Raw genomic sequence first — 25,865 nt, forward strand, 5'->3', positions numbered from 1 at the left:
AAATTACCCCAGCCCTTTGCGAGTTGGAGTAATTCACTATAATTCACATGCGATTTTTGATAGATTGGAGTTTTTCACTCCAAGGTGCCAGCTCTGCCAGCTGTTCATCGGTCATATCCTCACTTGGCCGGTGTTCCAGCAGAAATTTAAAATATCCATAAATATTCAGCCCATGTGCTTTTGCCATCTCAACCATTGTATATACCACTGCGCTGGCATTCGCTCCGTCAACGGAACTGCTGAACAGCCAGTTCTTCCGCCCTACTGCGAATGGACGAATTGCATTCTCACTGAGATTATTGGTAAAGCTGCACCGCCCGTCTTCCAGATAGGTCTCTGCTGTATCACGCCGGTTGAGAACATAATTAATGGCTTTGTCCATCCGCGTATTCCGGACAGGCTTCTGCTGATCGAGCCACGACCAGAAAGCCTCCAGAACAGGTTTTTCCTTCTCGAGACGCAGCTGCTTTCGCTTTTCATAATCACCGGGACACTTTTTGTTAATGGAGTCCTCAATGGCGAATAACCGGTTGCAGTACTGGACTCCCTGTACTGCCGGCTGGCTGTAGTCATACTGTTTTCCTTTGGGAACGGCATCGATAAAGTATCGGCGGATATGCGCCCAACAAGAGCAGCGTTTGATCCCTGGCAGATTGTTGTATCCCTGATATCCATCCGTTTCCAGGTATCCGCTGTAGCCTTCCAGGAACTTCCCCGCATGGCTGCCGCTCCTGGTCGGGGAATAGCCATACAGGATGATCGCCGGAAGCCCGTCCTCGCCGCTTCGGAACAGCCACATGAATGATTGGGTCTGGGATCGGCGTCCTTCCTCGTTCAATACCTGAACCCGGGTTTCATCTGCCATTGCAAAGCTCCGTTTCAGCAGCTCACGGTGGAAGTAATCATACATTGGCCGGAAATAGTTCTGTGAACAGTAGATGATCCAGTTGGCAAGTGTAGTGCGGCTGATCTGAGCCCCATACTGTTTCCAGTCCTTCTCCTGCCGGTAAAGGGGAAGCCCGTTGGCATACTTCTGATACATAGTCCATGCAACAGTGGATGCTGAGGCAGGACCTTTCCCAACCAGAGCCGCCGGCACCTGAGACTTTACGATCACAGGCTTTTCCGTATCGCCGAGTCCTTCCTTGCAGGATGGGCATCCGTAACTCTGGCTGTAGTATTCGATCACTTTACAGGTGGCAGGAATGAATTCCAGTTCCCGGCGGACATACTCCTCGCCGATCAGGACCATCTGCGTACCGCAGACCGGGCAGAGCTGGTCTTCTTCCGGAAGAGGGAACACTACTTTTTCAACCTTCAGGCCTTTGAAAAGTTCCTCATGGGTTGCCTTCTTTTTACGGGCATGCTCCCGGATCACGGTTTCTTCTTCCAGCAAAGAGGGATCCTGTTCCATTTCCGCTTCATCAAAGAGATTCTGTTGTCCCGGAATGTCATCGGATCTTCTTTCACTGGATGAGCCGAAAAGCTTTTTGGTCAGATATTCTACCTGTTCCTGAAGTGCTTTCTCGTGACTGGATTTTTCGTCAATAATAAGACGGAGAGATTTGATCAGCTCAGTCTGTTCAGATATCATTGTTTTCAGTTGTGATACTGTATCTTTCAGCTCTCGAAGCTGGATATCTTTTGCACTGGAAGCCATCGTTTCTCTCCTCAGATTTGCTACCTTTATTATACCAGAAACGGGGCTTTTACTAAAGGGAAATGGCTCCTGAAAAATGCCGAATCTACAGGGGATTTTCGGATTTTTCTGTGCAGGATTTCTGCTGAGATCCAGATGATTTTTACTCTGCTTTGAGGGCTTTGGGCTGGTCAATATCAATCCCAGACATCAGCCAGTCAAACTCCCGCCAGGAAAGGTTCCGGACCTCCGACTGTTTCCTGGGCCATTGATAGCCACCGCGGACAGACAAGCGCTTATAGATCAGAACGAAGCCGTCCGGTTCACGGAACAAGGCTTTGATCCTGTCCCGTCTTCTTCCACAGAAAAGGAAGAGCGCACTGGACGAAGGATCCATCTTAAGCTGGTCCTCGATAACGGCACAGAGTCCGTCAATGGATTTCCGCATATCGGTGTAGCCACAGACAATGTAGATCTTCTCAAGTCCGGAGATGTCACCTAACATGAGAACTCCTGAAGCAGACGGAAAGTCCTGGTGAGCAGGATTGGGTCTGCGTCATTGCTGATGCGGACCGTGATATCCTTCATAGCAACTTCAATCGTATGTGAATTGTCAAGGTGCGAGTTTAGCATCTGTGATGCTGTATGCTGTTCCGGAATGTGATCCGGAACAATGCCAATGGGGACCACATCCTGTTTCAGGCTGGGAACCTCAAGATGACCGTAATTCGGTGGTGGGATCTGATCCGCTGCCGCTTTCCGACAGCGGCTGACCCAGTTGTAAAAGGTGCTTACTGCAATGTCGTTCTCACGACACCAATCAGCATCTGTCATGCCGCTTTGGCGGCATTCATTGATAAGCCTGATCTGTTCTGCCATCGGAACGCGGGCTTTGCGGGTACCTGCCATAACCTATCCTCCATAATTGTAGTGAAATAGTCTAAATATCTATCGACTACAATTATAGGCAAAACTTGGGGATCAGGAAATCCGCAGGAATATTTGGCGCTTACCCCTGTTTTATTCAGCACTGTTCACCTCGTATTAAAAAATCCAGACGAGTCCTTGACATAGCCGAACGGCTATATTTATAATAGAAACAGAAAAATAAGCCGAACGGCTATATTTATCCTGGAGGGTTTATGAAGATTACAGATACGTCGTCGTTGGGAAAAGCGATTCGTCAGAGAAGAAAGGAATTAAATTATACACAGGCATATCTGGCGGAGTTTACTGGTTTCAGTACCAGTTTTATATCGGATCTGGAACGGGGGAAGGCTACTGCGGAGATAGGAAAGATCCTGTTTTTGATTCAGACGCTGGGAATGGATTTATGCCTGGAGAAACGAGGATAAAGCAATGAGAAGATTATCAGTATATATTGAAATAAAGGGGACGCAGGTATGTGTCGGAGAGATTTGTGGAAATACTCCGGAAGACGCGGTCTTTTCCTATGCAAAAGAGTATATGGAAAAGCAGGGAGCAGTGCCGATATCACTCAGTCTCCCGTTTTCGGACAGCGCTTTTTCGCCTGCCAGAACGAAAAATTTTTTTGAGGGTCTGCTTCCGGAAGGATTTACCAGAAGATGTGTGGCGGAATGGATGCATGTGAACGAAGATGATTATTTGTCTATTCTGGCAGGGCTTGGCTGTGAATGCCTTGGCGCAGTCAAAATAATAGAAGGAGAGAATCCGCCTATTCTGCCAGATTATAGAAAACTGACTTCTGAAGACGTCCGAAATCTGGCAAAGGAGGGAGCGACGGAATCTGCGCAGCTTATGACGAAATCACACTTGTCACTGACCGGAGCTTCTGGAAAGGCAGGGCTTTACTATGATGAAAAGGAAAATCAGTGGTATTTGCCGATTGGAGATGCGCCCAGCACCCATATTGTGAAGCAAAGCCATATCCGCCTTGAGGGAATTGTCACCAATGAACAGCTTTGTCTGCTGACAGCCTCATATCTGGGGATTGATACGCCGGACAGCTTTGTGGTAGACACAGGAGAAGCAGGAGACGGGGATGTTTTGTTTGCAACAAAAAGATACGATCGGATTATGAATGCGGAACCTAAGCTTATCAATCAGCTCCCTGTCCCCTCCAGGCTGCACCAGGAAGATTTTGCGCAGGCACTGGGGATTTCGTCCTTTCATAAGTACGAGCATAATCAGGAAGGGTATCTGAAGAAAATGTTTTCTTTGCTGAGAGCCTTTTCTTCTGAGCCTTTGACCGATCAGTTAAAACTATGGGATATTTGTCTTTTCAACTATCTGATTGGAAATACGGATAATCATATAAAGAATCTTTCGCTGCTGTACAGTCAGGATTTGAAAGGAGTACGGCTGGCTCCTGCCTATGATATGGTAAGTACCGCCATTTATGAGAGCAGCACGAAGGAAATGGCATTGAGCGTAGGAGGAGTGTATCTGCTGGACAGAATAGAGCGGAGACACTTTGAAAAGGAAGCGCAGAATGCCGGACTTGGTGTGAAGCTGGCGATGAAAAGATTCGATGATATGGCGTCCGGATTTGAGAAAGCGCTTTCCAGAGCGGCAGCCTTCCTGACAGAACAGGGGTTTGCAAGCGCAGAAGAGATTCAGAAAAGAATTCTTCAAAAAGGGGGCATCCGTTACCTGCGCTCAGAAACAGGATAAAGCTCCCTTTTTTTCACCAGATAAAATCCGATTCCCAGCGCGTCCGCCAGAAACCACCCGATCGGCACAGACCACCAGATTCCCACGACGCCGAAAGCAGGAACCGCAGAGAGCGCATAGGCCAGGGCCACGCGGGTGCCCAGCGAGACGACGGTGAGAACCACCGACATACCGGGACGCCCGAGCGCCCGGTAAAGGCCGTAAAGCAGAAATAAGATGCCGATCAGGAAGTAAAAGGCTCCTTCAATCCGAAGATAACGGGCGCCTTCTGTGATGACGGCAGCTTCTGACACATCAATAAAAAGTGACATCAGAGGCCGCGCGAAAAGGCAGACGCATAAAGAGATCAGAAGACTAAAGGATACGGAAGCAATCACCGCGCCCTGGATTCCTTTCTTAATTCGATCTTCCTTCTTTGCGCCGTAGTTCTGTGCGATAAAGATAGAGAAGGCGTTTCCGAAATCCTGGACGGGCAGATAGGCGAAGGCGTCGATTTTTACTGCAGCTGCAAAGGCGGCCATGATCGTTGTGCCAAAGCTGTTGACCAGACTCTGGACGGCCAGAATTCCAAGATTCATGATGGACTGCTGCATACAGGTCAGAGCGGAAAAGCTGAATATTTCTTTTACGCGGCTTTTGCGGAGGCGGACATCTTCACTTTTCCGCAGAAGATGGGGAAATTTTGCATAAGTATAGACCGCGATCCCGATGCCGGACACGTACTGGGCGATCACGGTAGCCTCTGCGGCCCCGGCTACGCCCCGGTGAAGAATGGCCACAAACCAGAGATCGAGGGCAATGTTCAGACCCGCAGATACAGCAAGGAATGCGAGCGGAATTATGGAATTCCCAAGAGAGCGCAGCACAGACGCAAAAAAGTTATAGAGAAAAATCCCTGCAAGCCCGGCGAATATGACGGTCAGATAGTCCTTCATCAGTTTCACGAGCTCTGCGGGCGTGCGTAAGAACCAGATGATCCAGTCAGTGCCTGCAAAGACAAGAATATTTAAAAGAATGGTAACAAGGCCCAGGAGCGTGAAGGAAGCAAGAATGCCTTCTTTCAGTCCATGCTCGTCCTTCTGCCCGAAGCGGATGGAAAACACGGTGCCGCTTCCCATAGCAAGGCCGAGAATAATGGAGGTCAGAAAGGTCATCAGGGAAAAGGCCGAGCCTACGGCGGCAAGGGCGTCTGCGCCCAGATAGCGGCCTACAATCAGGGTATCTGCGATATTATAGCACTGCTGCAGAAGGTCTCCGAGAATCATCGGGACGGCGAAGCGCAGCATGGTTTTCATGACAGGGCCGTGTGTCAGTTCATTTTCCATTTTATCTATCCACAGCTTTCTTTTTGAAATATTATAATTAACATTTGTAATATATTATAGAGGATATATTTACGATTGTCAATTATAAGCCCTTCTTGACTTTCCTTTTTGCCACATTATATAATGTCCATAGTGCAGCGCCGGAATAAATGCGCGGACAATCCTGCGCCCGGCAGACACATGAAATGGGAAAAGGAGACAGGGTATGTTTTTAGACGGGCTGGATGAGCTGGATCAGAAAATAGTCAATCTGCTGATTCAGAATGCAAGAATGTCCTATTCCGAGATCGGCCAGCAGACAGGCATTTCCCGTGTGGCAGTAAAGATGCGGGTGCAGGCGCTGGAGCAAAAAGGCGTGATTGAGGAATACACAACGATCGTCAATCCACAGAAAATCAGCGGAGCGGTTTCCTGCTATTTTGAAATTGAAACCAGGCCGGATACGCTGATGGAGGTGGCGGATATTCTGTGTCAAAATGACACGATCACGCAGATTTACCGCGTCACAGGAAAGAGCAGGCTTCATGTACATGCTGTGGCATCTTCCAACGAGGAGATGGAAGCTCTGCTGTACGATACGATCGACAAGCTGCCCGGCGTACTGGAATGTACGAATAACGTGATTCTTTCCCGGATCAAAGACATCAAGGGACTGCGGCTCTGACGTCAGAATTTCGGACAGAAGAAAAATCTCGAAAAGAAGAAAATTTTCAGACAGAGGAAAGTCTGATGGGAAGCCTGCAGCAGGACAAAGGAGATTACAGACATGAACAGGAAAAAATATTTGGCGACGGTTTTATCTGGCCTCCTTCTTCTATCGGCTGCCGGGTGCGGCGGCACACAGGCGCAGGAGGAGACGGGCGGCACACAGGCGGAAAGCGCACAGTCCGGAACAGATGCCGCGCAGACAGAAAAAACACAGGACAGCGGAGAGCAGACAGAGGACATACAGGGAGAGTCTGCACAGGGAGCTGCCACAGCAGATGGGGAACTGCCTGCAGAAGCAGAAGAAGCCATCAGCAGTCTCTCTGAAGAGGCAAGGAGCGCTTACCACTCCGTGCTCTACGATATTTATTTTAATCATTTGTTTCCAGATGAAAAAAGCTATGGATTTCTGGCAGGTGCAGATATCTCTGAGAATGAATTTGCCATATATGATGTGGATCAGGATGGTTCTCAGGAGCTGCTGATTGCCTACACGACTACGGATGAGGCCGGAAAGACAGCGTTTATCTATGATTTTGTGAGCGCTCTTGACATGGTTCGGGAGGAGTTTATCGAGTATCCCATGCTGACCTTCTATGACAATGGATATATAGAAGCAGGATTGTCCCATAATCAGGGCCTGGGTGGAGAAAGCTTCTGGCCATATACACTGTATCAGTACGATTCAGAAAGCGATACTTACGTGGCGGCTTCCCATGTGGACGCCTGGGACCGCAGCGTTTCCGGGACGGATGCAGAAGGCAATGAATTCCCGGAGGAGATTGATGTGAGCGGCGCAGGAACCGTGTATTACATTACGCCGGACGGAGAGGATACAGGAGAGCCTGTGGATCAGGCAGAGTATGATGCATGGGTGGATTCCTGGAAGGATGGAGCGCAGGAGCTGGAAATACCCTGGCTGAAGCTGACGGATGGAAATATAAACCGTGTGAAGCAGCAGCCGGCTGGATAGGGCTTACAAGGCAGAAGGGCATCTCCAGGATTGGCTGAGAAAGAGGAAAATTTCCGGGGACGGGGAAGGACTGTTATGTATCGGATTTTTATTATTGAGGATGATTTTTCACTGGCGCAGGCTATGAAGAAGCAAATAGAAGCCTGGGGCCATGAGGTGCGCTGCGCGGAAGATTTCCAGAATGTGATTCCGGCGTTCGTGGAGTACGATCCCCACATGGTTCTCGTAGATATTATGCTTCCGTTTTTCAACGGCTACCACTGGTGCAGTGAGATCCGGAAGATTTCGGAGGTTCCTGTCATCTTCATTTCCTCAGCCTCCGATAACATGAATATCGTCATGGCCATGAATATGGGCGGCGACGATTTTATCGCCAAACCCGTTGATCTGAACGTGATGACAGCCAAAATGCAGGCTTTGCTGCGCCGGACCTACTATGACAAAGCTCTGGCAGATGGACTCCTATGTGGAGGAGAATACGCTGACGGTCAATGTGAACCGTCTCCGCAGAAAGCTGGAGGCGGCAGGGCTTCACGGCTTTATTACCACAAAGGTAGGGAGCGGCTATCTGATTGAGTAAGGATGGAACGAGGAGGATAAGCATGGACAGGGAAGGCAGAAAGCGGGAAAGCTGGCATTCGGTTTTGAGGCGTTATCTTATCAGGCGCCGGACGGCGCTGCTTCTTTTTCTGGCATGCGCCGGTATCTTCGCGCTGGTGTTCTCCCTGTACGATCTGGAGCTGGAAGCGGTTCTGTATGCAGGGGCCTTGTGCCTTCTGCTTCTTCTGGCTGTTCTGGCGGCAGACTTTTTCCGCACTCTTGCGCGCCGCCGCAGATATGAGGAAGCGTTTCGGAACCTTCCCCTGCTTCCGGATGAGCTGCCGCCGGCGCGGACAGTGGAGGAGGCAGACCTGCAGGAGCTTTTGAAAGAGCTTGGACGGCTGATGGAAGCAGCGCTGACAGAATGGGAAAACCGGAGGCAGGAGAGCCTGGACTATTACACGACCTGGGTTCACCAGATCAAAACACCGATTTCCGTTATGCGGATGACGCTTGAGGGGGAAGACACGGAGGAGCACCGGGAGCTGTCCGCAGAGCTTTTCCGCATCGAACAGTATGTGGAAATGGTCTTAAGCTATCTGCGGCTTGACAGCGATTCCTCCGATTATGTGTTTCAGGAATATGAGCTGGACGGCATCATCCGGCAGGCCATCCACAAATATGCTCCGCTGTTTGTCCGTAAGAAATTGAAGCTTTCCTACGAACCCACAAAGATTCGGGTGCTTACGGATGAGAAATGGCTGCTCTTTATCCTGGAGCAGATTCTGTCCAACAGCATCAAATATACCCGGGAAGGAACCATTTCCATCACCGTGACGCCGGAGAAGGTCCTGAAAATATCGGACACCGGAATCGGCATCGCGCCGGAGGATCTGCCGCGCATATTTGAAAAGGGATTTACGGGCTATAATGGCCGTTCCGATAAGAAATCCACAGGCCTTGGCCTGTATCTCTGCAAAAAAGCCGCCGGGCGGCTGTCCCACGGACTGAAGGCTGAGTCTGAGCCGGGAGCTGGGACCACCGTTTTTATCGATCTCCATACAGAGAGGGTAGAGGCGGAATAAGAGCTGCCGCCAAAGGAGCTGAATGAAGCTGCCTGTAATCAAGCTTACAAAAATGTCACATCAAAGGGCCGGAATGTCACCTGCTTCCATGGCGGCGTCCCGGCCGTTTCTGCTATTTTTATAGTACAGACATACGAAACGGCGCCGGTCATAGAACAGAACGCATCTGTAAGTCTCCGGCAGGGACCTATGGCGCCGGTGTATGTCTCCATGAAAAGCAGGAGGTATGAAACATTATGGCAATTCTAGAGGCGAGATGCCTGAAAAAGATTTACACGACCCGTTTCGGCGGAAATCAGGTACAGGCGCTGACGAACGTGTCCTTTTCCGTGGAAGAGGGCGAATATGTGGCAATTATGGGAGAGTCGGGCTCCGGAAAGACGACGCTCTTAAATATCCTGGCGGCCCTTGACAGGCCCACAGGCGGCGAGGTGATCCTGGACGGAAGAAATCTTTCTTCTGTGAAGGAGAAGGAGATCTCGGCGTTCCGCCGGGACAATCTGGGCTTTGTGTTCCAGGAGTTCAATCTTCTGGACACCTTTTCCATCCAGGACAATATTTTTCTTCCGCTGGTTCTGGCGGGAAAGAGCTATCCCGAAATGGTAAGCCGCTTGAAGCTCCTGGCGCGGAAGCTGCAGATCACGGATATTTTAAAGAAATATCCTTATGAGGTGTCGGGCGGACAGAAGCAGCGGGCAGCTGTGGCGCGGGCGCTGATCACACAGCCAAAGCTTCTGCTGGCGGATGAGCCTACAGGCGCGCTGGATTCCAGAGCCACCGATAATCTGCTTCGAATTTTCAGCGAGGTCAACCGGGACGGCCAGACGATCCTGATGGTGACGCACTCCACGAAAGCGGCCAGTCATGCGGGGCGCGTGCTCTTTATCCGGGACGGTCAGGTATTCCATCAGCTTTACCGCGGAGACGCGACGGAAGAACAGCAGTTTCAGAAGATTTCCAATACGCTGACGCTGCTTGCGACAGGCGGTGAGCGCCATGCGTAGGGGATTTTTTGCAAGGCTGGCCGCCGGAAATATCAAAAAGAACGGGAGCACCTATTTTCCCTATATTCTGACCTGTGTTGTAACGGTCATGCTCTATTATATTGTAAAGTCGCTGTCCCTGAATCCGGGGCTGGAGGAGATGGCGGGAGATCAGACCCTGATTTCGCTGATGGAAATGGGGACAAGAATCATTGGCCTGTTTGCGCTGATCTTTCTGTTTTATACAAACAGCTTTCTTCTGAAACGGAGAAAGAAGGAATTTGGTGTCTTTCATATTCTGGGACTGGGAAAACGCCATCTGGCAAAGACTCTGGCCTGGGAATCTCTGTACGCATTTTTCATCAGTATGGCGGGCGGCCTGCTGTTTGGAATGGCGCTGGATAAGCTAATGTTTCTGCTGATTGCAAAAATTGTGCGGGCGGAGGTTTCTCTCGGCTTTTTTGTATCTGCGGAAGCAATCTGGAGTACAGTCCGGCTCTTTGCCGTGATTTTTCTGTTGATTTTTCTGAACGCAGTGCGCCAGATTCAGGTGGCGACGCCTGTGAGCCTGCTGCAGGACAGTCAGGCGGGAGAACGGGAGCCGAAGACGAAATGGCTCTCGGCACTTTTGGGATTTCTCTGTGTGGGAACCGGATATTATCTGGCGATCACGACGAAAAACCCGATTTCTTCCATCTATATCTTTTTCATAGCTGCCACGCTGGTGGTTGTGGGGACCTATCTTTTGTTTACGGCGGGAAGTATCGCTTTTCTGAAGCTTTTGAGAAGCAGCAAGTCCTATTACTACAGGACAGGCCATTTTATCAGCGTCTCCGGCATGATTTACCGGATGAAGCAGAACGCGGTCGGCCTGGCGAATATCTGTATCCTGTCCACGATGGTGCTGGTGATGATTTCAGCCACAAGCTCGCTGATGATCGGAATTGATGATGTGGTAAATTCCCGGTATCCCTATGACTTTGTGGTCTATTCCCGGGAGGACACAGAGGAAAGGAGCGAGGCGCTGTATGCCCGCGTGCGGGAGCTTCAGCAGGAGCAGGGGCTTTCCGTGACGGACGAGGTGGAGTATTCCTATCTGGTATTTTCTGCCATGCAGGAGGGAAATTCCTTCCGGGTATCACGGGAGAACGTCCTTTTGGACGCGGATAAGATTGTAAATCTGTACGTTATCACTCTGGACGAGTACAACGGGGCTGCCGGGGCCAATGCTTCGCTCTCAGATGGAGAGATTCTTCTCTATGACAGCCAGGGAGGGTACAACGCCCCGTCACTGAAGCTGTTCGATCGGGAATATCAGGTGAAAGCCGTGCTGGATGATTTCCCGGGAAAAGGCCTTATGGCCGCCAATATCGCAAGCAGCTATTTTCTGGTCGTTCCCGGGCAGCAGGAGATGGATGCGATCTATGCGAAGCAGAAGGAGGCTCTGACGAATATCGCAAGTGAGCCGGACAGCTTTTATGCCTTTGACACGGACGCGGCCCAGGAAGAGCAGCGCGCCTTTGCGGCGGCTCTGCTGGACCTGATGCAGAATGGAGAGCTGAAAGGCTCTCCGGATTCCAAGGTAGACGCAGACGCCATCTACCTGAAGCTGTACGGCGGCTTCTTCTTCCTGGGACTGTTCCTGGGCGTGCTTTTCCTCATGGCGGCAGTGCTCATCATCTATTACAAGCAGATTTCCGAGGGCTTTGAGGACAGGGAACGCTTTTCGATTATGCGCAAGGTAGGCTTGAGCCGCCGGGAGGTCCGGGCCGCCATCCGCTCCCAGGTCCTGACCGTGTTTTTCCTGCCTCTGCTTGTGGCGGGCGTCCATGTGGCTGCGGCCTTTCCACTCATGTCCCGGCTGCTGGCGCTTCTTTATCTGTCCAATACGAGGCTTTATATGGCCTGCACGGCGGTCAGCTTCCTGGTGTTCGCGGCATTCTATGTGATTGTGTATCTGTTGACGGCCAGAACCTATTACCGGATTGTGAGCAGATAGAGGAAAGGATCAGGGCGAAGGACTATCTGCCGGATGACACTCTTGATAGCGGAGCTGGAAAATGATAAAATTTGATTATAGCCAATCTGATGCCAGGGCACTGTGCCGCAGGCGATTACCGCATTTCTGGAAAGCACAGACTTTGAGGACGCCATCCGCAACGCCATTTCCCTTGGCGGCGACAGCGATACCCTGGCTGCCATCACCGGCAGCATAGCCGGGGCTGCCTACGGGATTCCCGAATGGATAAAAGAGAAAGCGTATTCCTATTTGGATGAACCGTTAAAGGATGTACTCAGACGGTGGGAGAAAAAATGAAGAATATTTACGACGGCGTTTTACAGTTTCAGGGAAAATGGAGAACCTATCAGGAGAGAGTTCTGGAAAATGCGCAGAAATATCTGCAGGATAAACGGCTGCATATTGTGGCCGCGCCTGGCTCGGGAAAGACGACGCTTGGAATCGAGCTGATCCGGCGTCTGGGCGAGCCGTGCCTGATCCTGTCTCCAAGCATTACGATCCGGCAGCAGTGGCTGGAACGTATTGCAAGCGGTTTTCTTACCGCAGAGTACAGGCCGGAGGAAATCCTGTCAAACGATCTGAAGGACATGAAAGCAGTCACTGCTGTGACCTACCAGGCTTTGTACAGTGCGATGAAGCATGATCGGGGAGAGCTTTCGGCCGGAGATGAGGAGGAGGCGGAAGAAAAAGAGACGGAGGAAAAGGAAGACAGGGACACAGAAAAGGTAGATTTCCGGGATTTTGATATTTTTAAGGCAGTTCAGGCTGCGGGAGTGAGGACCATCTGCCTGGATGAGGCGCATCATCTGAGAAGCGAGTGGTGGAAGGCGCTGGAAGCCTTTATGAAGGAAATGAAGGAAGTGACGGTGATTTCCCTTACTGCGACGCCGCCCTATGACAGCACTCCGGGACAATGGAAGCGTTACATTGATCTGTGCGGTCCAATCGATGAAGAGATTTTTACGCCGGAGCTGGTAAAGGAAGGAAGCCTCTGTCCCCATGAAGATTATGTGTATTTTAACTGGCCTGTAAAGGAAGAGCTGGCGGAGATCAAAAAATACCAGGATGAGACGGAAAAAATCAGAAATGCGATCCTGACAGGAGATTCCTTTACCCGGATGATCGCCTCTCACAAAGGACTTGCAAATCCGGAGGAGTACGGGGAACGGTTCCTGGACAATCCGAAATATTTTTCGGCGCTTCTCATTTTCTGTCAGGCCCAGGGGATCCCATTTTCGCCCTATTTCATGGAGCTGATCGGGACGAAGGGGAGGCTGCCGGGGCTTAATGACAGCTGGCTGGAGGCCCTGCTGCAGGGCTTTCTGTATGATGACGCGGAGTCCTACCAGGTATCCGGGGAGGAAAAAGAGGGACTGCTCCGGGAGCTGAAGGAGGCAGGCTGCATATACAGGGGAAAGGTATCCCTGACACATAAGGATGCGATGCAGAAGCTGCTCGTCAAAAGCCGCGGAAAGATGGACAGCATCCGTAGGATCGCAGAGGCAGAGTATCAGGCTCAGGGAGAAGAGCTCCGCCTGCTGGTTCTGTGCGATTACATCAAAAAAGAGAAGCTGTCCCTTGTGGGAACGGATCAGGACATGACCTCTGAAATCGGCGCGGTCCCCATTTTTGAGCATTTGAGAAGAATGCAGAAGGAGGGCCTCCGCCTGGGCTGCCTGAGCGGTACGGTTGTCATCGTTCCGATGGAGACAAAAGAGAAGCTGGAGCGCTTTCTGGCGGAAAAGGGCTGCGAGGGGACGCTGTCGCCGCTTCGGGATTCCGGTTACGGACGGCTTCAGGTGAAAGGGAAAAATACCCATGTGGTGGCTGCCGTGACAGAGCTTTTTCAGCAGGGAGACATCAACGCCCTTGTGGGGACGAAATCCCTTCTGGGAGAGGGCTGGGACGCGCCCTGCGTCAATTCTCTGATTCTTGCGACCTATGTGGGCTCGTTTATGCTGAGCAACCAGATGCGCGGCCGGACGATCCGGACGGATCGGGAGCATCCGGAAAAGACGGGGAACATCTGGCACCTGGCCTGCATTTTTCCGCAGAAGGACGGGAAGACGAGGCATGCCGATTTTTCCGGCGACTATGAGACGCTGGTCAGAAGGTTTGATTCCTTCCTGGGCGTGTCCTGGAAGGAGCCTGTGATAGAGAGCGGGATCGCCCGTCTGAACATACCGGAATTTGATTCCCGTGAGAAGATGGAAGAGATCAACCAGATGATGCTTAGCAGGTCCGCAGACAGAGACGGCCTGCGCAGGCGGTGGCAGGAGTCGTTGACAGAAATCCGGGGCGGCATGGAAGTGGAGCAGGTGGAGGAGATTCCTGCGGAAGAGCTTAAGACCAGCTATCTTTTTATTCATGCTCTGGGAATCGAGATCATAAACATTATCCTGACGATCCTGATACAGCTGGCACGTTCTTTTCTGCGTGTCAGCGGACAGAACGCCCTGCAGGTGAATCTTCTGGGAGTTCTCATGGTCCTGATGGCAGTTCTCATTGCCAGGTATGGAATCCTGCTTTTCCGGTTCAGTACGCCGGAGCGGAGGATGAAGCATATCAGCCGGGGTGTGTCCAGGGCGCTGATAGAGATCGGGGAGCTGGAAGATCCGGAGCATTGCAGGGCAGAGGTGGAATCTGCGGAAGGAATGCTGATCCGTACTTACCTGAAGGGCGGAACCATGAGGGATAAGACTACGTTCGCCTGCTGCATGGAAGAGCTTTGGGGCGTCATTGACAATCCCAGATATCTTCTGTCACGGGACAGAAGACTCGGGAAGAATGGCGAATACTATGCGGTGCCGGAGATTTTCGGAAAGCAGAAGGAGCGTGCAGCCGTATTTGAAAAGCATATGCGCGGCGCACTTGGAAGATTCCGGCTTATCTACACACGGACGCCAGAGGGGCGCAAAATTCTTTTGCGGGCGAGAACCAGATCGTTTGTCAATAAAAACCAGAGCGCGCTGCGGGGAAAGAAAGTGGCAAAAGGCCGATATGAGTGAGAAAAGAAAGCAGACAAGAGGCTGCTTTACTGGAACGCCGGAATGTAAACAGGTTTTACATTCCGGTGGTTTTGTCTATATGCAGAAAAGCGGAGACTCTATATAATAAAGGCAGACAGAGGGACTGGACTGTACAGATATGAAATGTTAAATTACAGGGCGAGGTGCATAATATGAGATTTTTGCTTTCTATGGCATATATCAGGGAACTGCTTTACACAATTCCCGCAATTTTAATTGCAATTACGGCGCATGAGTTTGCGCATGGGTATGTTTCCTACCGGCTGGGGGATCCGACGCCAAAGAGAGAAGGGCGCCTGACGCTCAATCCATTCGCGCATTTGGATTTCTGGGGAACCATCTGCCTGCTCCTGTTCCGGATGGGCTGGGCGAAGCCGGTCCGCATCAACACGGCGTATTATAAGAACCGGAAAAAGGGGATTATCCTCGTTTCCCTGGCAGGTCCCTGCATGAATTACCTGGTCGGCTTCCTGGGGATGCTGCTCTACGGAGTTTTCTATCAGAACGGAAGCAGTATCATGCTCTGGTTTTACTATCTGGCCGTGATCAATATCGGGCTTGGCACCTTCAATCTGATCCCGCTTCCGCCTCTGGACGGCTCCAAAGTGCTGCAGGAGCTTATTCCGGGAGCCGGGCGCTTTTTTGCGAAAATCCGGAGATATGCGCCTCTGATCCTTGTGCTTTGTCTTGTAACTGGCCTTCTGTGGACCCCGATCAACTATGTCAATACCGGAATTTTAAATGGAATGTGGTCGCTGGTAAAGAAGATTCTGCGCATCGGGATCTTTCCGTACAGAGCCGGCAGTTCCTATCTGTGAGGAAAACGGTAACGAATAAAACACTGCCTTTCACAAAAAAGAACTTGACAGAGCCCATATGCCGTGATATGTTTATATCGTAAGTAGTAAGTAATAAGAAATAAGCGGCGAGAACAGGGCTTCTCGGTTTCAAATAAGCAGGAGCCGGCTGGAAGAGCCTGCCGCATTGGAATAAGGAGGAAACCTATATGCAAAATCTGTCGCTCACCCAGGAATATCTGCTCTGTGTACTGCGCAACAAAGGGAAAATTTCGACCTTCGACATTGAAAAGGGCATGTGTCTGACAGGAGCCTGCGTGCTGGAGCTTCTGATGGACGGAGTGATTGCCCGGGAGGAAAAAGACAAGCTGTCCATAAGAACCCAGCTTCCGGACAGCAGGAGCTATCTGCGGCCGGTCTATTCCTATATCGAGCAGAAGCAGCCAGTCAAATTCAAAAAGATCATGGAACGCAATTCCGTCACCTTTACGGATCAGAATATTAACGAAATAATTGACTCGGTCGGCAAATCCCTGGTAGAAGCTGGCTGCGCCACAGAAGAGAGGGGCGGGCTTTTCGGCGGAAAGACCATTTATGTTCCGGACGAAAGGGAGCTTGACCGTGTGATTCAGAATATCCGCGCGGAGCTTCTGGAGGATGGCGAGCTGTCCGAGGATATCATAGCACTGACAGCCCTTCTTGATAAAAGCGGTGAATTGTCCCGGTATTTTTCTGCTTACGAAAAGAAGGCGCTGAAGGCCAGGCTGAAAGAAATTAAGGAGAATCCCCAGGTAAAAGCGCTTCAGAAGGTGCTGGAAGACATTGATAACCTGTTTGTTCTGTTGATTGTCGCAGCTACCTGACAAGGAGGCGCGGTTATGTCAAGACAAAGAAGTATGGAAGCGATTCTGGCTTCCGAATACGTGACCATCGGAGAGCTCACGCGGCTGACAGGAGTGCGCTACAGCACTCTGAAATTCTATACGGAGGAAGGCTTTCTCCCCTTTGAGCAGGAGGAAGAGAAGCTGACCAGGCGTTATCCCAGGGAAAAGACCATAGAGCGTATTGCCCGTATCAAGGCTCTCCGGGAGGAAGGGAAAACGATCCCTCAGATTCATGAGATTCTGGGCCTATAAAATTCCGGATATGGATTTTATGGAATCTGATTCAAAAGAACTCAACAGACACATGAAAAAGGAGAGATAAGGCTATGAGTATTTTATTTTTACAGTATCCACCCTGCTCCACCTGCCAGAAAGCGAAGAAATGGCTGGACAGCCACGGGGTATCCTATGAGGCGCGCCACATCAAAGAACAGAATCCGACAGCGCAGGAGCTTAAGGAATGGCATCAGAAAAGCGGCCTGCCCTTAAAGAAATTTTTCAATACCAGCGGCCTGCTTTATAAAAATATGAACCTGAAGGAGAAGCTCCCCAATATGAGCGAGGAAGAGCAGTACGCTCTTCTTGCCACAGACGGCATGCTGGTGAAGCGTCCGATTGTCGTGACGGATGCACAGGTGCTGGTGGGATTTAAGGAAGCTGAATGGGAAAAGCTGCTGTAAAGCAGCCTTTTGCCTGCATCAGACGGCATTGCATAAGAGAGAAGGAGAAGCTGCCCATGCGTAAACCGGAAAAGGGAGAATGGGGCTATACGGACTCCCATAAAAAATCCCAGATTTTAAAGACTCTTTTGTTTTTTCTGATACCCATAGCCATTTTTGTGCTGGGCTATGTGTCGACAGGCACAAAGCGGAATTATTTTACGATTCTGGCTATCGTCGGCTGCCTTCCGGCCTGCAAGGAGATGGTAAATGTTCTGATGTTCCTGAAGCGGCGCTCCATGCCAAAGGAATTGTATGAGGAAATCGAAAGCCACGCAGGAAAGCTGACCAGAGCCTATGAGCTGGTTCTGACTACATACGAGAAGAATTATCCCGTTCACAGTCTGGTTATCTGCGGAAATGAGGTGGCAGGCTATACGACTATGAAAAACACAGATTTAAGGCCTGTGCAGGATCATATTGTAAAAATGCTGAAGGAAAACGGCATTTCCGGGATTCACGCGCATATTTTTCCGGATTTGAAGGTTTATCTTGACCGGGTGGATGCCCTGGCAAAGCGGGATCCGGAGGAGATTCCGTTTACGCCGGACGAGAGGTTCCCGGGGATGAACCGGGAGCAGTGTATCCGGCAGCTGGTTTTATCACTGTCGCTGTAAAGGAGAAGAAAGCGGATGCGCCTTTTAACAGTTGGAGAAAACGAAGCCGGGCAGCGCCTTTTGCGCCTGCTGGAAAAGTATATGGACAAAGCTCCGAAAAGCTTCTTTTATAAAATGCTGCGCAAAAAAAATATTACACTGAACGGGAAAAAGGCCCAGGGAAACGAGTATCTGAGCCTGGGAGACGAGATCCGCCTGTTTCTCGCGGATGAGACCATAGACGGTTTTTCTTCTGTTGCGGGAAAAGGCATATCAGGAAGTAGATCTGCAGCAGACGGTGATGGCCTGCGCGGCGAAGCCTTACGCGGAGGAAAGAGCTCACCGCGGAAGAAATCCACGCAGAGGCTTACAGAAAAGCTTCCGGAAAACCTGCGTCCGGAAATCATCTATGAAGATAAAAATGTGATCCTTTTTTATAAGCCTGCGGGCCTTCTCTCTCAGAAGGCCTGCCCTGCGGACATTTCGCTCGTGGAATATCTGACAGAGTATCTGCTGGAGTCCGGCCAGCTTACAGAAGAGAGCCTTCGGAGCTTCCGCCCGGGCATCTGCAGCCGTCTTGACCGGAATACCAGCGGACTTGTGGCCGCCGGGAAAAGCCTTAAGGGCCTGCAGGAGTTAAATGAGCTGTTCCGGACACGGAGCCTGCACAAATTTTACCGCACAATTGCCGCCGGGACGATCGCGAAGAATACAAGGGCAGAAGGCTGGCTTTTTAAAAATGAGCGCACAAATCAGGTGCAGGTTTTGAAGGAAGAGCGGGAAGGAACCCTGCCGATCTGTACCGAGTATTATCCGCTTCAGACCTTCCGGCTTTTTGGGAAGCCGTTTACTTATCTGGAAATCAATCTGCTGACCGGACGTTCCCATCAGATCCGGGCCCATCTGGCCGCTCTTGGCCATCCGCTGATCGGGGACGCCAAATATGGAAAGCCGGAAATCAACCGGCTGTTTTCGAGGGAATTCGGGCTGAAATATCAGCTTCTCCATGCGTACCGCCTGGAATTTCCGGAGCTTTCCGGCGCGCTGGCGGAGGTGTCGGGGAAGGTATTCACAGCGCCGCTTCCGGGGATATTTGATGCAATTCTGCGTGAAAAGGCTTCAGGCAGGTGAGAAAAACAGGTGTTGACGGCGCTTATGCAGCCGCAGATAAAAGGAGAAAAAATGAAGCTGAAAAACATTTTGCTGGTAGTAAATGATATAGAACGCTCCAAACGGTTTTACCATGAGCTGTTCGGACTGGATGTGATTCTCGATCTGGATGGAAATGTGATTCTGACAGAAGGATTGACGCTGCAGGAAGCCTGCGTCTGGGAACGGCTGATCGGAAAGTCCTTTACCTGGGGCGACAGCGACGCAGAGCTGTATTTTGAAGAGAATGATATGGACAGCTTCCTGGAAAAGCTTGCGGCATATCCGGAGGAGGTGCGTTTTCTGCATTCCCTGAAGGAGCATGATTGGGGACAGAGAGTCGCCCGCCTCTATGATCCGGACGGGCATCTGATTGAAGTGGGCGAGTCCATGGAATACGTGGCGAGGCGGCTTTATAAAAGCGGCCTGTCTCTGGAGGAGACGGCTGCCAGGACCCAGTATCCGCTGGAGTATTTAAAAGAAATCTGCGAAGAGCTTTAGAAACCGGTCAGGCAGGGGAAGCTTCCACTGTCTGACCGGTTTTTCACAGACGGAGGAGGTAAAACAATCTGGCAATACCAAAGTCTGGTGGAATATGATACAATATAGAAAATGACTGCTTCCTGCTGTCAGTTTAAGAGAAGGAGGAATTTTCAATGTCAAATCAGAAACCAGTTCCGGGAACCGGAGGAGATCATTACATTCCTTACGAGGAGAGAAGCGGGGCACAATCCGTGGTATATTTTACGAGAGATTTGTCTGCAGAGGGGCTGCAGAGGATTTATGAACGTATCCATGGCGGCCTGACCGGAAGAGTGGGAATCAAGCTGCATACCGGAGAGCCTCATGGCCCCAACATCATTCCGCGTTCCTGGGTGCAGGAATTGATTCAAAAGGAGCTTCCGGACGCTGCAATCGTGGAGACGAATACCTATTACGACGGCGGCCGCTATACAACAGAGAACCACAGAGAGACGCTCAAGGTGAACGGATGGACATTTTGCCCGGTGGACATCATGGATGAGGATGGAACGACGGCGCTTCCGGTAAAGGGTGGTAAATGGTTCACAGAAATGCATATGGGAAAAAACATTCTGAATTATGATTCCCTGTTTGTGCTGACCCATTTTAAGGGGCACAGTAAGGGTGGCTTTGGCGGTTCAAATAAGAATATCGGAATCGGCTGCGCGGATGGCCGTATCGGGAAGGCCATGATTCACACGACGCCAGGATCCGATGACATGTGGGATATTTCCAATGAGGAATTTATGGAAAGGATGACGGAATCAGCCAAGGCGGTTGTAGATCATTTCGGAGAGCATATCAGCTATATCAATGTGATGCGGAATATGTCCGTATCCTGCGACTGCGAGGGCACGGCGGCAGAGCCGGTGGTGACGCCCAATGTAGGAATCTTGGCGTCCCTCGATATCCTGGCAGTGGATCAGGCCTGCGTGGATCTGGTGTACGCCATGAAGGAGGAAGAGCATCACGCCCTGGTGGAGCGGATTGAGTCCCGACACGGCCTGCGCCAGCTCAGCTACATGAAGGAGCTTCATATGGGAAATGACAGATACCGCCTGATTGATATTGATAATGGCGATCAGAAAATTTCACTTCAGGACGCAGTGAAGGATCTGGCTCCCTTCCAGGCAGAGTAGTATGGCAACCTGGAATTCACGGGGCCTCCGCGGTTCCACGCTGGAGGATCTGATCAACCGGACCAATGAAAAATACAGAGAGCAGGGGCTCGCGCTGATTCAGAAGGTTCCTACGCCTATTACGCCGATCAAAATTGATAAGGAGCACCGCCATATTACGCTGGCATATTTCGATCAGAAAAGTACGGTGGATTACATCGGGGCAGTTCAGGGCATCCCTGTCTGCTTCGATGCCAAGGAGTGTGACAGCGACACCTTTCCGCTTCAGAACATTCATGAGCATCAGGTGAAATTTATGGAGGATTTTGAGCGGCAGGAGGGAGTTGCCTTTCTGATTATTTTCTTTTCCCACCGGAATGAGCTCTACTATCTGTCTTATCAGAGGATGCGGGAGTTCTGGGACCGCGCGGCGGCCGGAGGGCGCAAAAGCTTCCGGCACGAGGAGCTTTCACCGGAATTTGTGCTGAACCCCCACGGAGGATATCTGGTGCCTTATCTGGATGGAATTCAGAAAATGATGGATGCATAGCGTGAGTTTTCACAGCCTTTTGCGTTTACAGGAATTATTGTATATGCTATAATTATTATGACATATACATTTCTGATTTTTCCTGATAAGAGGGGGATTGCGTATGGGGTTTGCGTATATATCAATCATTTTAAACAGTATCAAATTCCTTCTGGAAATGGCGGCATCCATTCTAATCATTATGTGTGCGGTAAAATATTTGAGAAAACAGTGAATGTATCCGTCTTTGATACGGAAACAAGGGCAGACAGTTATCTTCGGTGTCTGAAGAGCCAAATGACCATGGAACCCTGATTTACGGGGATTTGTGGTCATTTTTTGTGTTTTGGAACATGTATCTGATACGCAGACAGGCTGGTGAAAAGTCACTGAAGCGGGTAAGACGCGCCGTCGGCCCCCTTTTGCACGTTGCACATTTCCGGCAGAATATGTTACAATACAGGATAGATTTCAGCTAAAGGAGCGGTCACCGATATGAAAAACCAGAATCCGATCTTACATACGCCGGAGGGTGTGAGGGACATTTACGGCAGCGAGTTTGTGCAGAAGTTTGAGCTGCAGCAGCTTCTCTACCGTGTCCTCGCGGAGCGCGGCTACCAGGGCATTGAGACGCCCACCTTTGAGTTCTTCGATGTATTTTCCAGGGAAGTGGGAACCGTCCCCTCCCGGGAGCTTTATAAATTTTTCGACAAGGAAGGCAATACGCTGGCGCTGCGTCCGGATATGACGCCGTCCATCGCCCGTGCCGTGTCGAAATATTTCCATGACGAGACGCCGATTCGTCTCTGCTATATGGGAAATACTTTTATCAACTACGACAAATATCAGGGCCGCCTCAAGGAGACGACGCAGCTGGGCGCGGAGCTCATGGGGGAGGAAAGCGTCTCTGCGGACGTGGAGCTTCTGTCGGTGCTCGTGGAAGCCCTGAAGGCGGCAGGCCTGGAAGAATTTCAGGTAAGCGTGGGGCAGGTGGAATTTTTCAAGGCACTTCTGAAGGAAGCAGGCATCGGGAGCGAAGCGGAAGAGAGCCTGCGCCGTCTGATCTCCGACAAGAACCGGTTCGCGGCGGAGGAGCTGCTTGCAGACTATGAGCTTTCCCCGAAGCTGCGGGAGACCTTCCTGGAAATGGCTACTCTTTCCGGCTCTGCGGAGGCCCTTGAGAAGGCCAGAGCGCTTACGGACAACCCGGAAGCGCTGCAGGCTCTTTCCCGCCTGGAGGATATCTACAGAGGCCTGAAGGAGAAAGGCTTTGAAAAATATATCAGTTTCGATCTGAGTATGCTGAGCAAATACAATTACTATACCGGAATTGTGTTCCGGGCGTATTCCTACGGCTATGGCGAGCCGGTGGCCAAGGGAGGCCGCTACGACAGCCTCCTTTCCCATTTCGGGCGGGAGCTGCCAGCTGTCGGCTTTGCCATTGTAGTGGATCAGCTCCAGAGAGCGTTGAACAGCAGCGAGACCCGGAAAGAGGCGACAGGACCAGAGGGGACGCGGTATCTGACCTTTGCGCTTACCAAGGGGCGCCTTGCGAAGAAGACGCTGGAGCTTCTGGAGAAGGTGGGAATCACCTGCGAGGAAATGAAGGATCCGGACAGCCGGAAGCTGATTTTTGTCAACGACGAGCTGAAGCTGAAGTTTTTCCTTGCGAAAGGGCCGGACGTGCCGACCTATGTGGAGTACGGCGCGGCGGATATTGGCGTGGTCGGAAAGGATACGCTGGTGGAGGAAGGCCGGAAGATGTACGAGGTGCTGGATCTGGGCTTTGGCAAGTGCCGGATGTGTGTCTGCGGACCGGCTTCCGCCCGGGAAAAGCTGGCGCACCAGGAGCAGATCCGGGTGGCGACCAAGTACCCGGATATCGCCAAGGATTATTTTTACAATCAAAAGCACCAGACCGTGGAGATCATCAAGCTGAACGGTTCCATCGAGCTGGCCCCTCTGGTGGGACTTTCCGAGGTTATCGTAGATATTGTGGAGACAGGCTCCACCTTAAGAGAGAATGGCCTGGAGGTGCTGGAAGAGATCATGCCGCTTTCTGCGCGCATGGTGGTAAATCAGGTGAGCATGAAGATGGAAGCGGAGCGGATCACAGGGCTGATCCGGGAGCTGAAGGCAGCGCTCTCCTGACAGGCGCGCGCTTGGGCAGGCCTGTATTTTGGATGACGGATTCGGAAACGACTGACAGGAGGATTTCATGCCGCAGAAACGACTGACTTATCTGGATATGGCAAAGGGCGTCGGGATTTTTCTCGTCGTCCTGGGCCATATTGAATATATTCAGGAGGATACCCTGAAATGGATCTCTTCCTTTCACATGCCGCTTTTTTTCGTGATAGGGGGGATTCTGGCTTATGTAAAACGGGACGAAGGGCGTCCATTTTTTTCGGCCCTTGCAGGAAAAGCGAGGGGAACGCTGATTCCCTACGCTTCCTTTACGGTTATGCTGCTGACTATGAATACCCTGGGGTATCTGCTGGATTCGGGAAGCCTGACGTCTTCTCAGCTGGCAAGGCAGTATGTAGACGCGGTTACCGGTTATGGAATCCATATTCTGTGGTTCCTGCCAGCCTATTTTATCGCGGGAGCCCTGTTCCTTCTGCTGGAAAGATGCTTAAGGCCCGCTTTCCGCAATGCAGCGGTGCTTATTCTGACGGTGGCCGCGTCTGCGGTGACGGTTGGCTTCCGTCTTGACAGCTACGTGGCTATGGATTTAAGCCTTGCGGGCTATGCGGGCCTGGATTTGGTGATTACGCTGCTCCGGGGAATTCTGGCTATGCCTTTCCTGCTGATGGGCTGGTATCTGGGCGCGCTGGAGCAAAGGTGCTTCCAAAGCGGCGGGGCAGACGGCCGGGAGGCTCCGGGAAAGAAAAGAAAGGGCCGGCTTGCCTGCCTTGGGCTTTCACTCCTTCTGGCGCCGGGGGCCCTGCTGGCTCTGCTGTTCCCGTTTTTTGATCTCCATTATCTTTATGTAGAGCCGCTGCACTATCTGGCTGCGTTTTTATCCTGCACGGGATTGCTCGGCCTGCTCCGGGCCCTTCCGCCGTGCCGGTTCCTGGCCTGGCTGGGAAAAAACTCGCTTGTGATTATGTGTACACATGCCACGTTTTTCGTGGTATACTATGTATCGTTAGGAATGTTTTTTATCGACAACCGGATCCCGCTGCCTCAGGCCGTCTTTAACCTGGGCGTAGCCGTATTGGTCTGTGTGGCGGAGATTCCGATTGTCTGGATTTTTAACCGATATTTCGGATATCTGCTTGGGAGGAAGTCATGAGAGTTATCACACTGGATGAGAACAGCCGGAAAAATCTTCTGGACGAGCTGTTGAAAAGAAGCCCCAACCACTACGGGGAGTATGCGGATCGGGTGAACGCGATCATTGAGGATGTGAAAAGGGACGGGGACAAGGCGCTGTTTTCCTATACGGAGCGCTTTGACGGCGTGCATATGGACGCCGGAAGCATCCGCGTCACAAAGGAAGAGATCGAAGAGGCGTACCGTCTCGTGGCCCCGGAGCTTCTGGAGGTCATCCGGAAGGCTCTTGTCAATATCCGCAGCTACCATGAGAAGCAGAAGCGGTACAGCTGGTTTGACAGCAAGCCGGATGGCACGCTTCTGGGCCAGAAGATCAGCGCCCTTGCATCCTGCGGCGTCTATGTCCCGGGCGGAAAGGCGGTCTACCCGTCTTCCGTGCTGATGAACATTGTGCCGGCCAAGGTGGCGGGAGTGGAGCGGATCATCATGACGACCCCGCCCGGAAAGGACGGAAAGGTCTGCGCCAATACGCTGGTGGCAGCCTGCGAGGCCGGAGCGGATGAGATCTACAAGGTGGGCGGCGCCCAGGCGATCGCGGCTCTGGCATACGGAACGAAAAGCGTGCCGAAGGTAGACAAGATTGTGGGCCCTGGAAACATCTACGTGGCTCTGGCGAAAAAGGCGGTCTATGGCTTTGTGAGCATCGATTCCATCGCCGGTCCCAGTGAGATCCTGGTACTGGCTGATGAGACAGCCAATCCCCGCTATGTGGCGGCGGATCTCTTAAGCCAGGCGGAGCACGACGAGATGGCCTCCGCGATTCTTGTGACGACCAGCAGGGAGCTGGCAGAGAAGGTGCAGGAAGAGATAAACGGTTTTCTGGAGCAGCTGACCAGAAAAGAGATTCTGGAAAAATCCCTGGAGAATTACGGATACATCCTGATTGCGGAGAATCTGGAGGAAGCCATCAGAGCGGCAAATGAGATCGCGTCCGAGCATCTGGAGATCGTCACAAAAGATCCCTTCCAGGTGATGACGAAGATCCGGAACGCGGGCGCTATCTTCATCGGAGAATATGCCAGCGAGCCCCTGGGAGACTATTTCGCGGGACCGAACCATGTGCTTCCTACGAACGGAACGGCGAAGTTCTTCTCGCCCTTAAGTGTGGACGACTTCATCAAGAAATCAAGCATTGTATATTATTCCAGAGAAGCGCTGGAGGCTGTGCATGAGGATATCGAAACCTTCGCGAAGGCGGAAGGGCTGACGGCCCATGCCAACTCGGTCGCAGTCAGGTTTGAGAAAAAGGAGGTATGAT

25 protein-coding genes and 2 pseudogenes are annotated in these 25,865 nt (G+C 51.4%); 23 read left to right on the forward strand and 4 right to left on the reverse strand.

From position 1 onward, the window contains the following. Window positions 1-43: 43 nt before the first annotated feature. The 3 genes from tnpC to tnpA form a co-directional block, all read right to left on the reverse strand. On the reverse strand, window positions 44-1,660 hold the full coding sequence (gene tnpC / locus B5E77_RS12510; protein WP_087165705.1) for an IS66 family transposase: 1,617 nt from the start codon (window positions 1,658-1,660) through the stop codon (window positions 44-46). A gap of 142 nt (window positions 1,661-1,802) precedes the next feature. Beyond that, a complete protein-coding gene (gene tnpB, locus B5E77_RS12515) occupies window positions 1,803-2,144 on the reverse strand; it encodes an IS66 family insertion sequence element accessory protein TnpB (RefSeq protein ID WP_072524981.1) in 342 nt (113 codons plus the stop codon). Next, window positions 2,138-2,548, reverse strand: a complete 411-nt coding sequence (gene tnpA / locus B5E77_RS12520) for an IS66 family insertion sequence element accessory protein TnpA (RefSeq protein WP_143468633.1) — start codon at window positions 2,546-2,548, stop codon at window positions 2,138-2,140. Before tnpA ends, tnpB begins: the two co-directional genes overlap by 7 nt. A gap of 233 nt (window positions 2,549-2,781) precedes the next feature. Here tnpA and B5E77_RS12525 point away from each other — a divergent pair, with 233 nt between their 5' ends. Further along, entirely contained in the window at window positions 2,782-2,994 is a 213-nt protein-coding gene (locus tag B5E77_RS12525) for a helix-turn-helix domain-containing protein (protein WP_087165706.1), read from the forward strand. 4 nt (window positions 2,995-2,998) lie between these two features. Then, window positions 2,999-4,294, forward strand: coding sequence for a type II toxin-antitoxin system HipA family toxin (locus B5E77_RS12530; RefSeq protein ID WP_087165707.1), 1,296 nt, complete (start codon window positions 2,999-3,001; stop codon window positions 4,292-4,294). On the opposite strand, the gene B5E77_RS12535 is transcribed toward B5E77_RS12530, so the two are convergent. Then, complete coding sequence (locus tag B5E77_RS12535) at window positions 4,270-5,619, reverse strand: MATE family efflux transporter (RefSeq protein WP_087165708.1); 1,350 nt, start codon at window positions 5,617-5,619, stop codon at window positions 4,270-4,272. The two genes, B5E77_RS12530 and B5E77_RS12535, sit on opposite strands and share 25 nt — an antisense overlap. Window positions 5,620-5,824: 205 nt before the next feature. Between B5E77_RS12535 and B5E77_RS12540 the strand changes: the two genes are divergently transcribed. From B5E77_RS12540 to hisD, 21 genes and pseudogenes are all read left to right on the forward strand, one after another. Then, entirely contained in the window at window positions 5,825-6,283 is a 459-nt protein-coding gene (locus B5E77_RS12540) for an Lrp/AsnC family transcriptional regulator (protein WP_087165709.1), read from the forward strand. A 102-nt stretch (window positions 6,284-6,385) separates the two neighbouring features. Further along, entirely contained in the window at window positions 6,386-7,297 is a 912-nt protein-coding gene (locus B5E77_RS12545; protein WP_087165710.1) for a hypothetical protein, read from the forward strand. 75 nt (window positions 7,298-7,372) lie between these two features. Next, a pseudogene (locus B5E77_RS12550) lies at window positions 7,373-7,877 on the forward strand (response regulator transcription factor). 22 nt (window positions 7,878-7,899) lie between these two features. Then, window positions 7,900-8,922: a sensor histidine kinase gene (locus B5E77_RS12555; RefSeq protein WP_087165711.1), complete on the forward strand. Its 1,023-nt coding sequence runs from the start codon at window positions 7,900-7,902 to the stop codon at window positions 8,920-8,922. A gap of 236 nt (window positions 8,923-9,158) precedes the next feature. Then, entirely contained in the window at window positions 9,159-9,926 is a 768-nt protein-coding gene (locus B5E77_RS12560; protein WP_087165712.1) for an ABC transporter ATP-binding protein, read from the forward strand. Next, window positions 9,919-11,904, forward strand: coding sequence for an ABC transporter permease (locus B5E77_RS12565; protein WP_087165713.1), 1,986 nt, complete (start codon window positions 9,919-9,921; stop codon window positions 11,902-11,904). Before B5E77_RS12560 ends, B5E77_RS12565 begins: the two co-directional genes overlap by 8 nt. Window positions 11,905-12,006: 102 nt before the next feature. Next, complete coding sequence (locus B5E77_RS12570; protein WP_330394695.1) at window positions 12,007-12,222, forward strand: ADP-ribosylglycohydrolase family protein; 216 nt, start codon at window positions 12,007-12,009, stop codon at window positions 12,220-12,222. Further along, window positions 12,219-14,933 carry a DEAD/DEAH box helicase family protein gene (locus B5E77_RS12575; RefSeq protein WP_087165714.1) on the forward strand — a complete coding sequence of 905 codons (2,715 nt, stop codon included), beginning with the start codon at window positions 12,219-12,221 and terminating at the stop codon, window positions 14,931-14,933. Before B5E77_RS12570 ends, B5E77_RS12575 begins: the two co-directional genes overlap by 4 nt. A 191-nt stretch (window positions 14,934-15,124) precedes the next feature. After that, window positions 15,125-15,772, forward strand: coding sequence for a site-2 protease family protein (locus B5E77_RS12580; protein ID WP_087165715.1), 648 nt, complete (start codon window positions 15,125-15,127; stop codon window positions 15,770-15,772). A gap of 188 nt (window positions 15,773-15,960) precedes the next feature. Beyond that, window positions 15,961-16,614: a GOLPH3/VPS74 family protein gene (locus B5E77_RS12585; RefSeq protein ID WP_087165716.1), complete on the forward strand. Its 654-nt coding sequence runs from the start codon at window positions 15,961-15,963 to the stop codon at window positions 16,612-16,614. A gap of 15 nt (window positions 16,615-16,629) precedes the next feature. After that, window positions 16,630-16,887: a helix-turn-helix domain-containing protein gene (locus tag B5E77_RS12590; RefSeq protein WP_087165717.1), complete on the forward strand. Its 258-nt coding sequence runs from the start codon at window positions 16,630-16,632 to the stop codon at window positions 16,885-16,887. 74 nt (window positions 16,888-16,961) lie between these two features. Then, complete coding sequence (locus B5E77_RS12595) at window positions 16,962-17,315, forward strand: arsenate reductase family protein (RefSeq protein ID WP_087165718.1); 354 nt, start codon at window positions 16,962-16,964, stop codon at window positions 17,313-17,315. A gap of 56 nt (window positions 17,316-17,371) precedes the next feature. After that, entirely contained in the window at window positions 17,372-17,971 is a 600-nt protein-coding gene (locus B5E77_RS12600; RefSeq protein WP_143468634.1) for a hypothetical protein, read from the forward strand. 15 nt (window positions 17,972-17,986) lie between these two features. Then, window positions 17,987-19,081, forward strand: coding sequence for an RluA family pseudouridine synthase (locus B5E77_RS12605; RefSeq protein WP_087165720.1), 1,095 nt, complete (start codon window positions 17,987-17,989; stop codon window positions 19,079-19,081). A gap of 51 nt (window positions 19,082-19,132) precedes the next feature. After that, on the forward strand, window positions 19,133-19,600 hold the full coding sequence (locus B5E77_RS12610; protein WP_087165787.1) for a VOC family protein: 468 nt from the start codon (window positions 19,133-19,135) through the stop codon (window positions 19,598-19,600). A 155-nt stretch (window positions 19,601-19,755) separates the two neighbouring features. Further along, the gene (locus B5E77_RS12615) at window positions 19,756-20,760 is read left to right on the forward strand and encodes a DUF362 domain-containing protein (protein WP_087165721.1); all 1,005 of its coding nucleotides are present in this window, start codon (window positions 19,756-19,758) and stop codon (window positions 20,758-20,760) included. A gap of 1 nt (window position 20,761) precedes the next feature. Continuing rightward, window positions 20,762-21,289, forward strand: a complete 528-nt coding sequence (locus B5E77_RS12620; protein ID WP_087165722.1) for a Holliday junction resolvase RecU — start codon at window positions 20,762-20,764, stop codon at window positions 21,287-21,289. Between the two features lie 474 nt (window positions 21,290-21,763). Next, window positions 21,764-22,729, forward strand: a pseudogene (gene hisZ, locus B5E77_RS17685) (ATP phosphoribosyltransferase regulatory subunit); the annotation flags it as partial. Window positions 22,730-22,735: 6 nt separating this feature from the next. Further along, entirely contained in the window at window positions 22,736-23,419 is a 684-nt protein-coding gene (gene hisG, locus B5E77_RS17690) for an ATP phosphoribosyltransferase (protein ID WP_087165788.1), read from the forward strand. Between the two features lie 67 nt (window positions 23,420-23,486). Continuing rightward, window positions 23,487-24,566: an acyltransferase family protein gene (locus tag B5E77_RS12635; protein ID WP_087165723.1), complete on the forward strand. Its 1,080-nt coding sequence runs from the start codon at window positions 23,487-23,489 to the stop codon at window positions 24,564-24,566. Continuing rightward, window positions 24,563-25,864: a histidinol dehydrogenase gene (gene hisD / locus B5E77_RS12640; RefSeq protein WP_087165724.1), complete on the forward strand. Its 1,302-nt coding sequence runs from the start codon at window positions 24,563-24,565 to the stop codon at window positions 25,862-25,864. The genes B5E77_RS12635 and hisD overlap by 4 nt, the downstream gene beginning before the upstream one ends. The last annotated feature ends 1 nt before the right edge of the window (window position 25,865 follow it).

The sequence above is a fragment of the Lachnoclostridium sp. An131 genome, assembly GCF_002160825.1.
Lineage (GTDB): Bacteria > Bacillota > Clostridia > Lachnospirales > Lachnospiraceae > Laedolimicola.

What these genes read in the sequence shown, in the direction of transcription:
- tnpC (WP_087165705.1), bottom strand. Translation starts at nt 1,660, where the DNA reads ATGGCTTCCAGTGCAAAAGATATCCAGCTTCGAGAGCTGAAAGATACA.
- tnpB (WP_072524981.1), bottom strand. Translation starts at nt 2,144, where the DNA reads ATGTTAGGTGACATCTCCGGACTTGAGAAGATCTACATTGTCTGTGGC.
- tnpA (WP_143468633.1), bottom strand. Translation starts at nt 2,548, where the DNA reads ATGGCAGGTACCCGCAAAGCCCGCGTTCCGATGGCAGAACAGATCAGG.
- B5E77_RS12525 (WP_087165706.1), top strand. Translation starts at nt 2,782, where the DNA reads ATGAAGATTACAGATACGTCGTCGTTGGGAAAAGCGATTCGTCAGAGA.
- B5E77_RS12530 (WP_087165707.1), top strand. Translation starts at nt 2,999, where the DNA reads ATGAGAAGATTATCAGTATATATTGAAATAAAGGGGACGCAGGTATGT.
- B5E77_RS12535 (WP_087165708.1), bottom strand. Translation starts at nt 5,619, where the DNA reads ATGGAAAATGAACTGACACACGGCCCTGTCATGAAAACCATGCTGCGC.
- B5E77_RS12540 (WP_087165709.1), top strand. Translation starts at nt 5,825, where the DNA reads ATGTTTTTAGACGGGCTGGATGAGCTGGATCAGAAAATAGTCAATCTG.
- B5E77_RS12545 (WP_087165710.1), top strand. Translation starts at nt 6,386, where the DNA reads ATGAACAGGAAAAAATATTTGGCGACGGTTTTATCTGGCCTCCTTCTT.
- B5E77_RS12555 (WP_087165711.1), top strand. Translation starts at nt 7,900, where the DNA reads ATGGACAGGGAAGGCAGAAAGCGGGAAAGCTGGCATTCGGTTTTGAGG.
- B5E77_RS12560 (WP_087165712.1), top strand. Translation starts at nt 9,159, where the DNA reads ATGGCAATTCTAGAGGCGAGATGCCTGAAAAAGATTTACACGACCCGT.
- B5E77_RS12565 (WP_087165713.1), top strand. Translation starts at nt 9,919, where the DNA reads ATGCGTAGGGGATTTTTTGCAAGGCTGGCCGCCGGAAATATCAAAAAG.
- B5E77_RS12575 (WP_087165714.1), top strand. Translation starts at nt 12,219, where the DNA reads ATGAAGAATATTTACGACGGCGTTTTACAGTTTCAGGGAAAATGGAGA.
- B5E77_RS12580 (WP_087165715.1), top strand. Translation starts at nt 15,125, where the DNA reads ATGGCATATATCAGGGAACTGCTTTACACAATTCCCGCAATTTTAATT.
- B5E77_RS12585 (WP_087165716.1), top strand. Translation starts at nt 15,961, where the DNA reads ATGCAAAATCTGTCGCTCACCCAGGAATATCTGCTCTGTGTACTGCGC.
- B5E77_RS12590 (WP_087165717.1), top strand. Translation starts at nt 16,630, where the DNA reads ATGTCAAGACAAAGAAGTATGGAAGCGATTCTGGCTTCCGAATACGTG.
- B5E77_RS12595 (WP_087165718.1), top strand. Translation starts at nt 16,962, where the DNA reads ATGAGTATTTTATTTTTACAGTATCCACCCTGCTCCACCTGCCAGAAA.
- B5E77_RS12600 (WP_143468634.1), top strand. Translation starts at nt 17,372, where the DNA reads ATGCGTAAACCGGAAAAGGGAGAATGGGGCTATACGGACTCCCATAAA.
- B5E77_RS12605 (WP_087165720.1), top strand. Translation starts at nt 17,987, where the DNA reads ATGCGCCTTTTAACAGTTGGAGAAAACGAAGCCGGGCAGCGCCTTTTG.
- B5E77_RS12610 (WP_087165787.1), top strand. Translation starts at nt 19,133, where the DNA reads ATGAAGCTGAAAAACATTTTGCTGGTAGTAAATGATATAGAACGCTCC.
- B5E77_RS12615 (WP_087165721.1), top strand. Translation starts at nt 19,756, where the DNA reads ATGTCAAATCAGAAACCAGTTCCGGGAACCGGAGGAGATCATTACATT.
- B5E77_RS12620 (WP_087165722.1), top strand. Translation starts at nt 20,762, where the DNA reads ATGGCAACCTGGAATTCACGGGGCCTCCGCGGTTCCACGCTGGAGGAT.
- B5E77_RS12635 (WP_087165723.1), top strand. Translation starts at nt 23,487, where the DNA reads ATGCCGCAGAAACGACTGACTTATCTGGATATGGCAAAGGGCGTCGGG.
- hisD (WP_087165724.1), top strand. Translation starts at nt 24,563, where the DNA reads ATGAGAGTTATCACACTGGATGAGAACAGCCGGAAAAATCTTCTGGAC.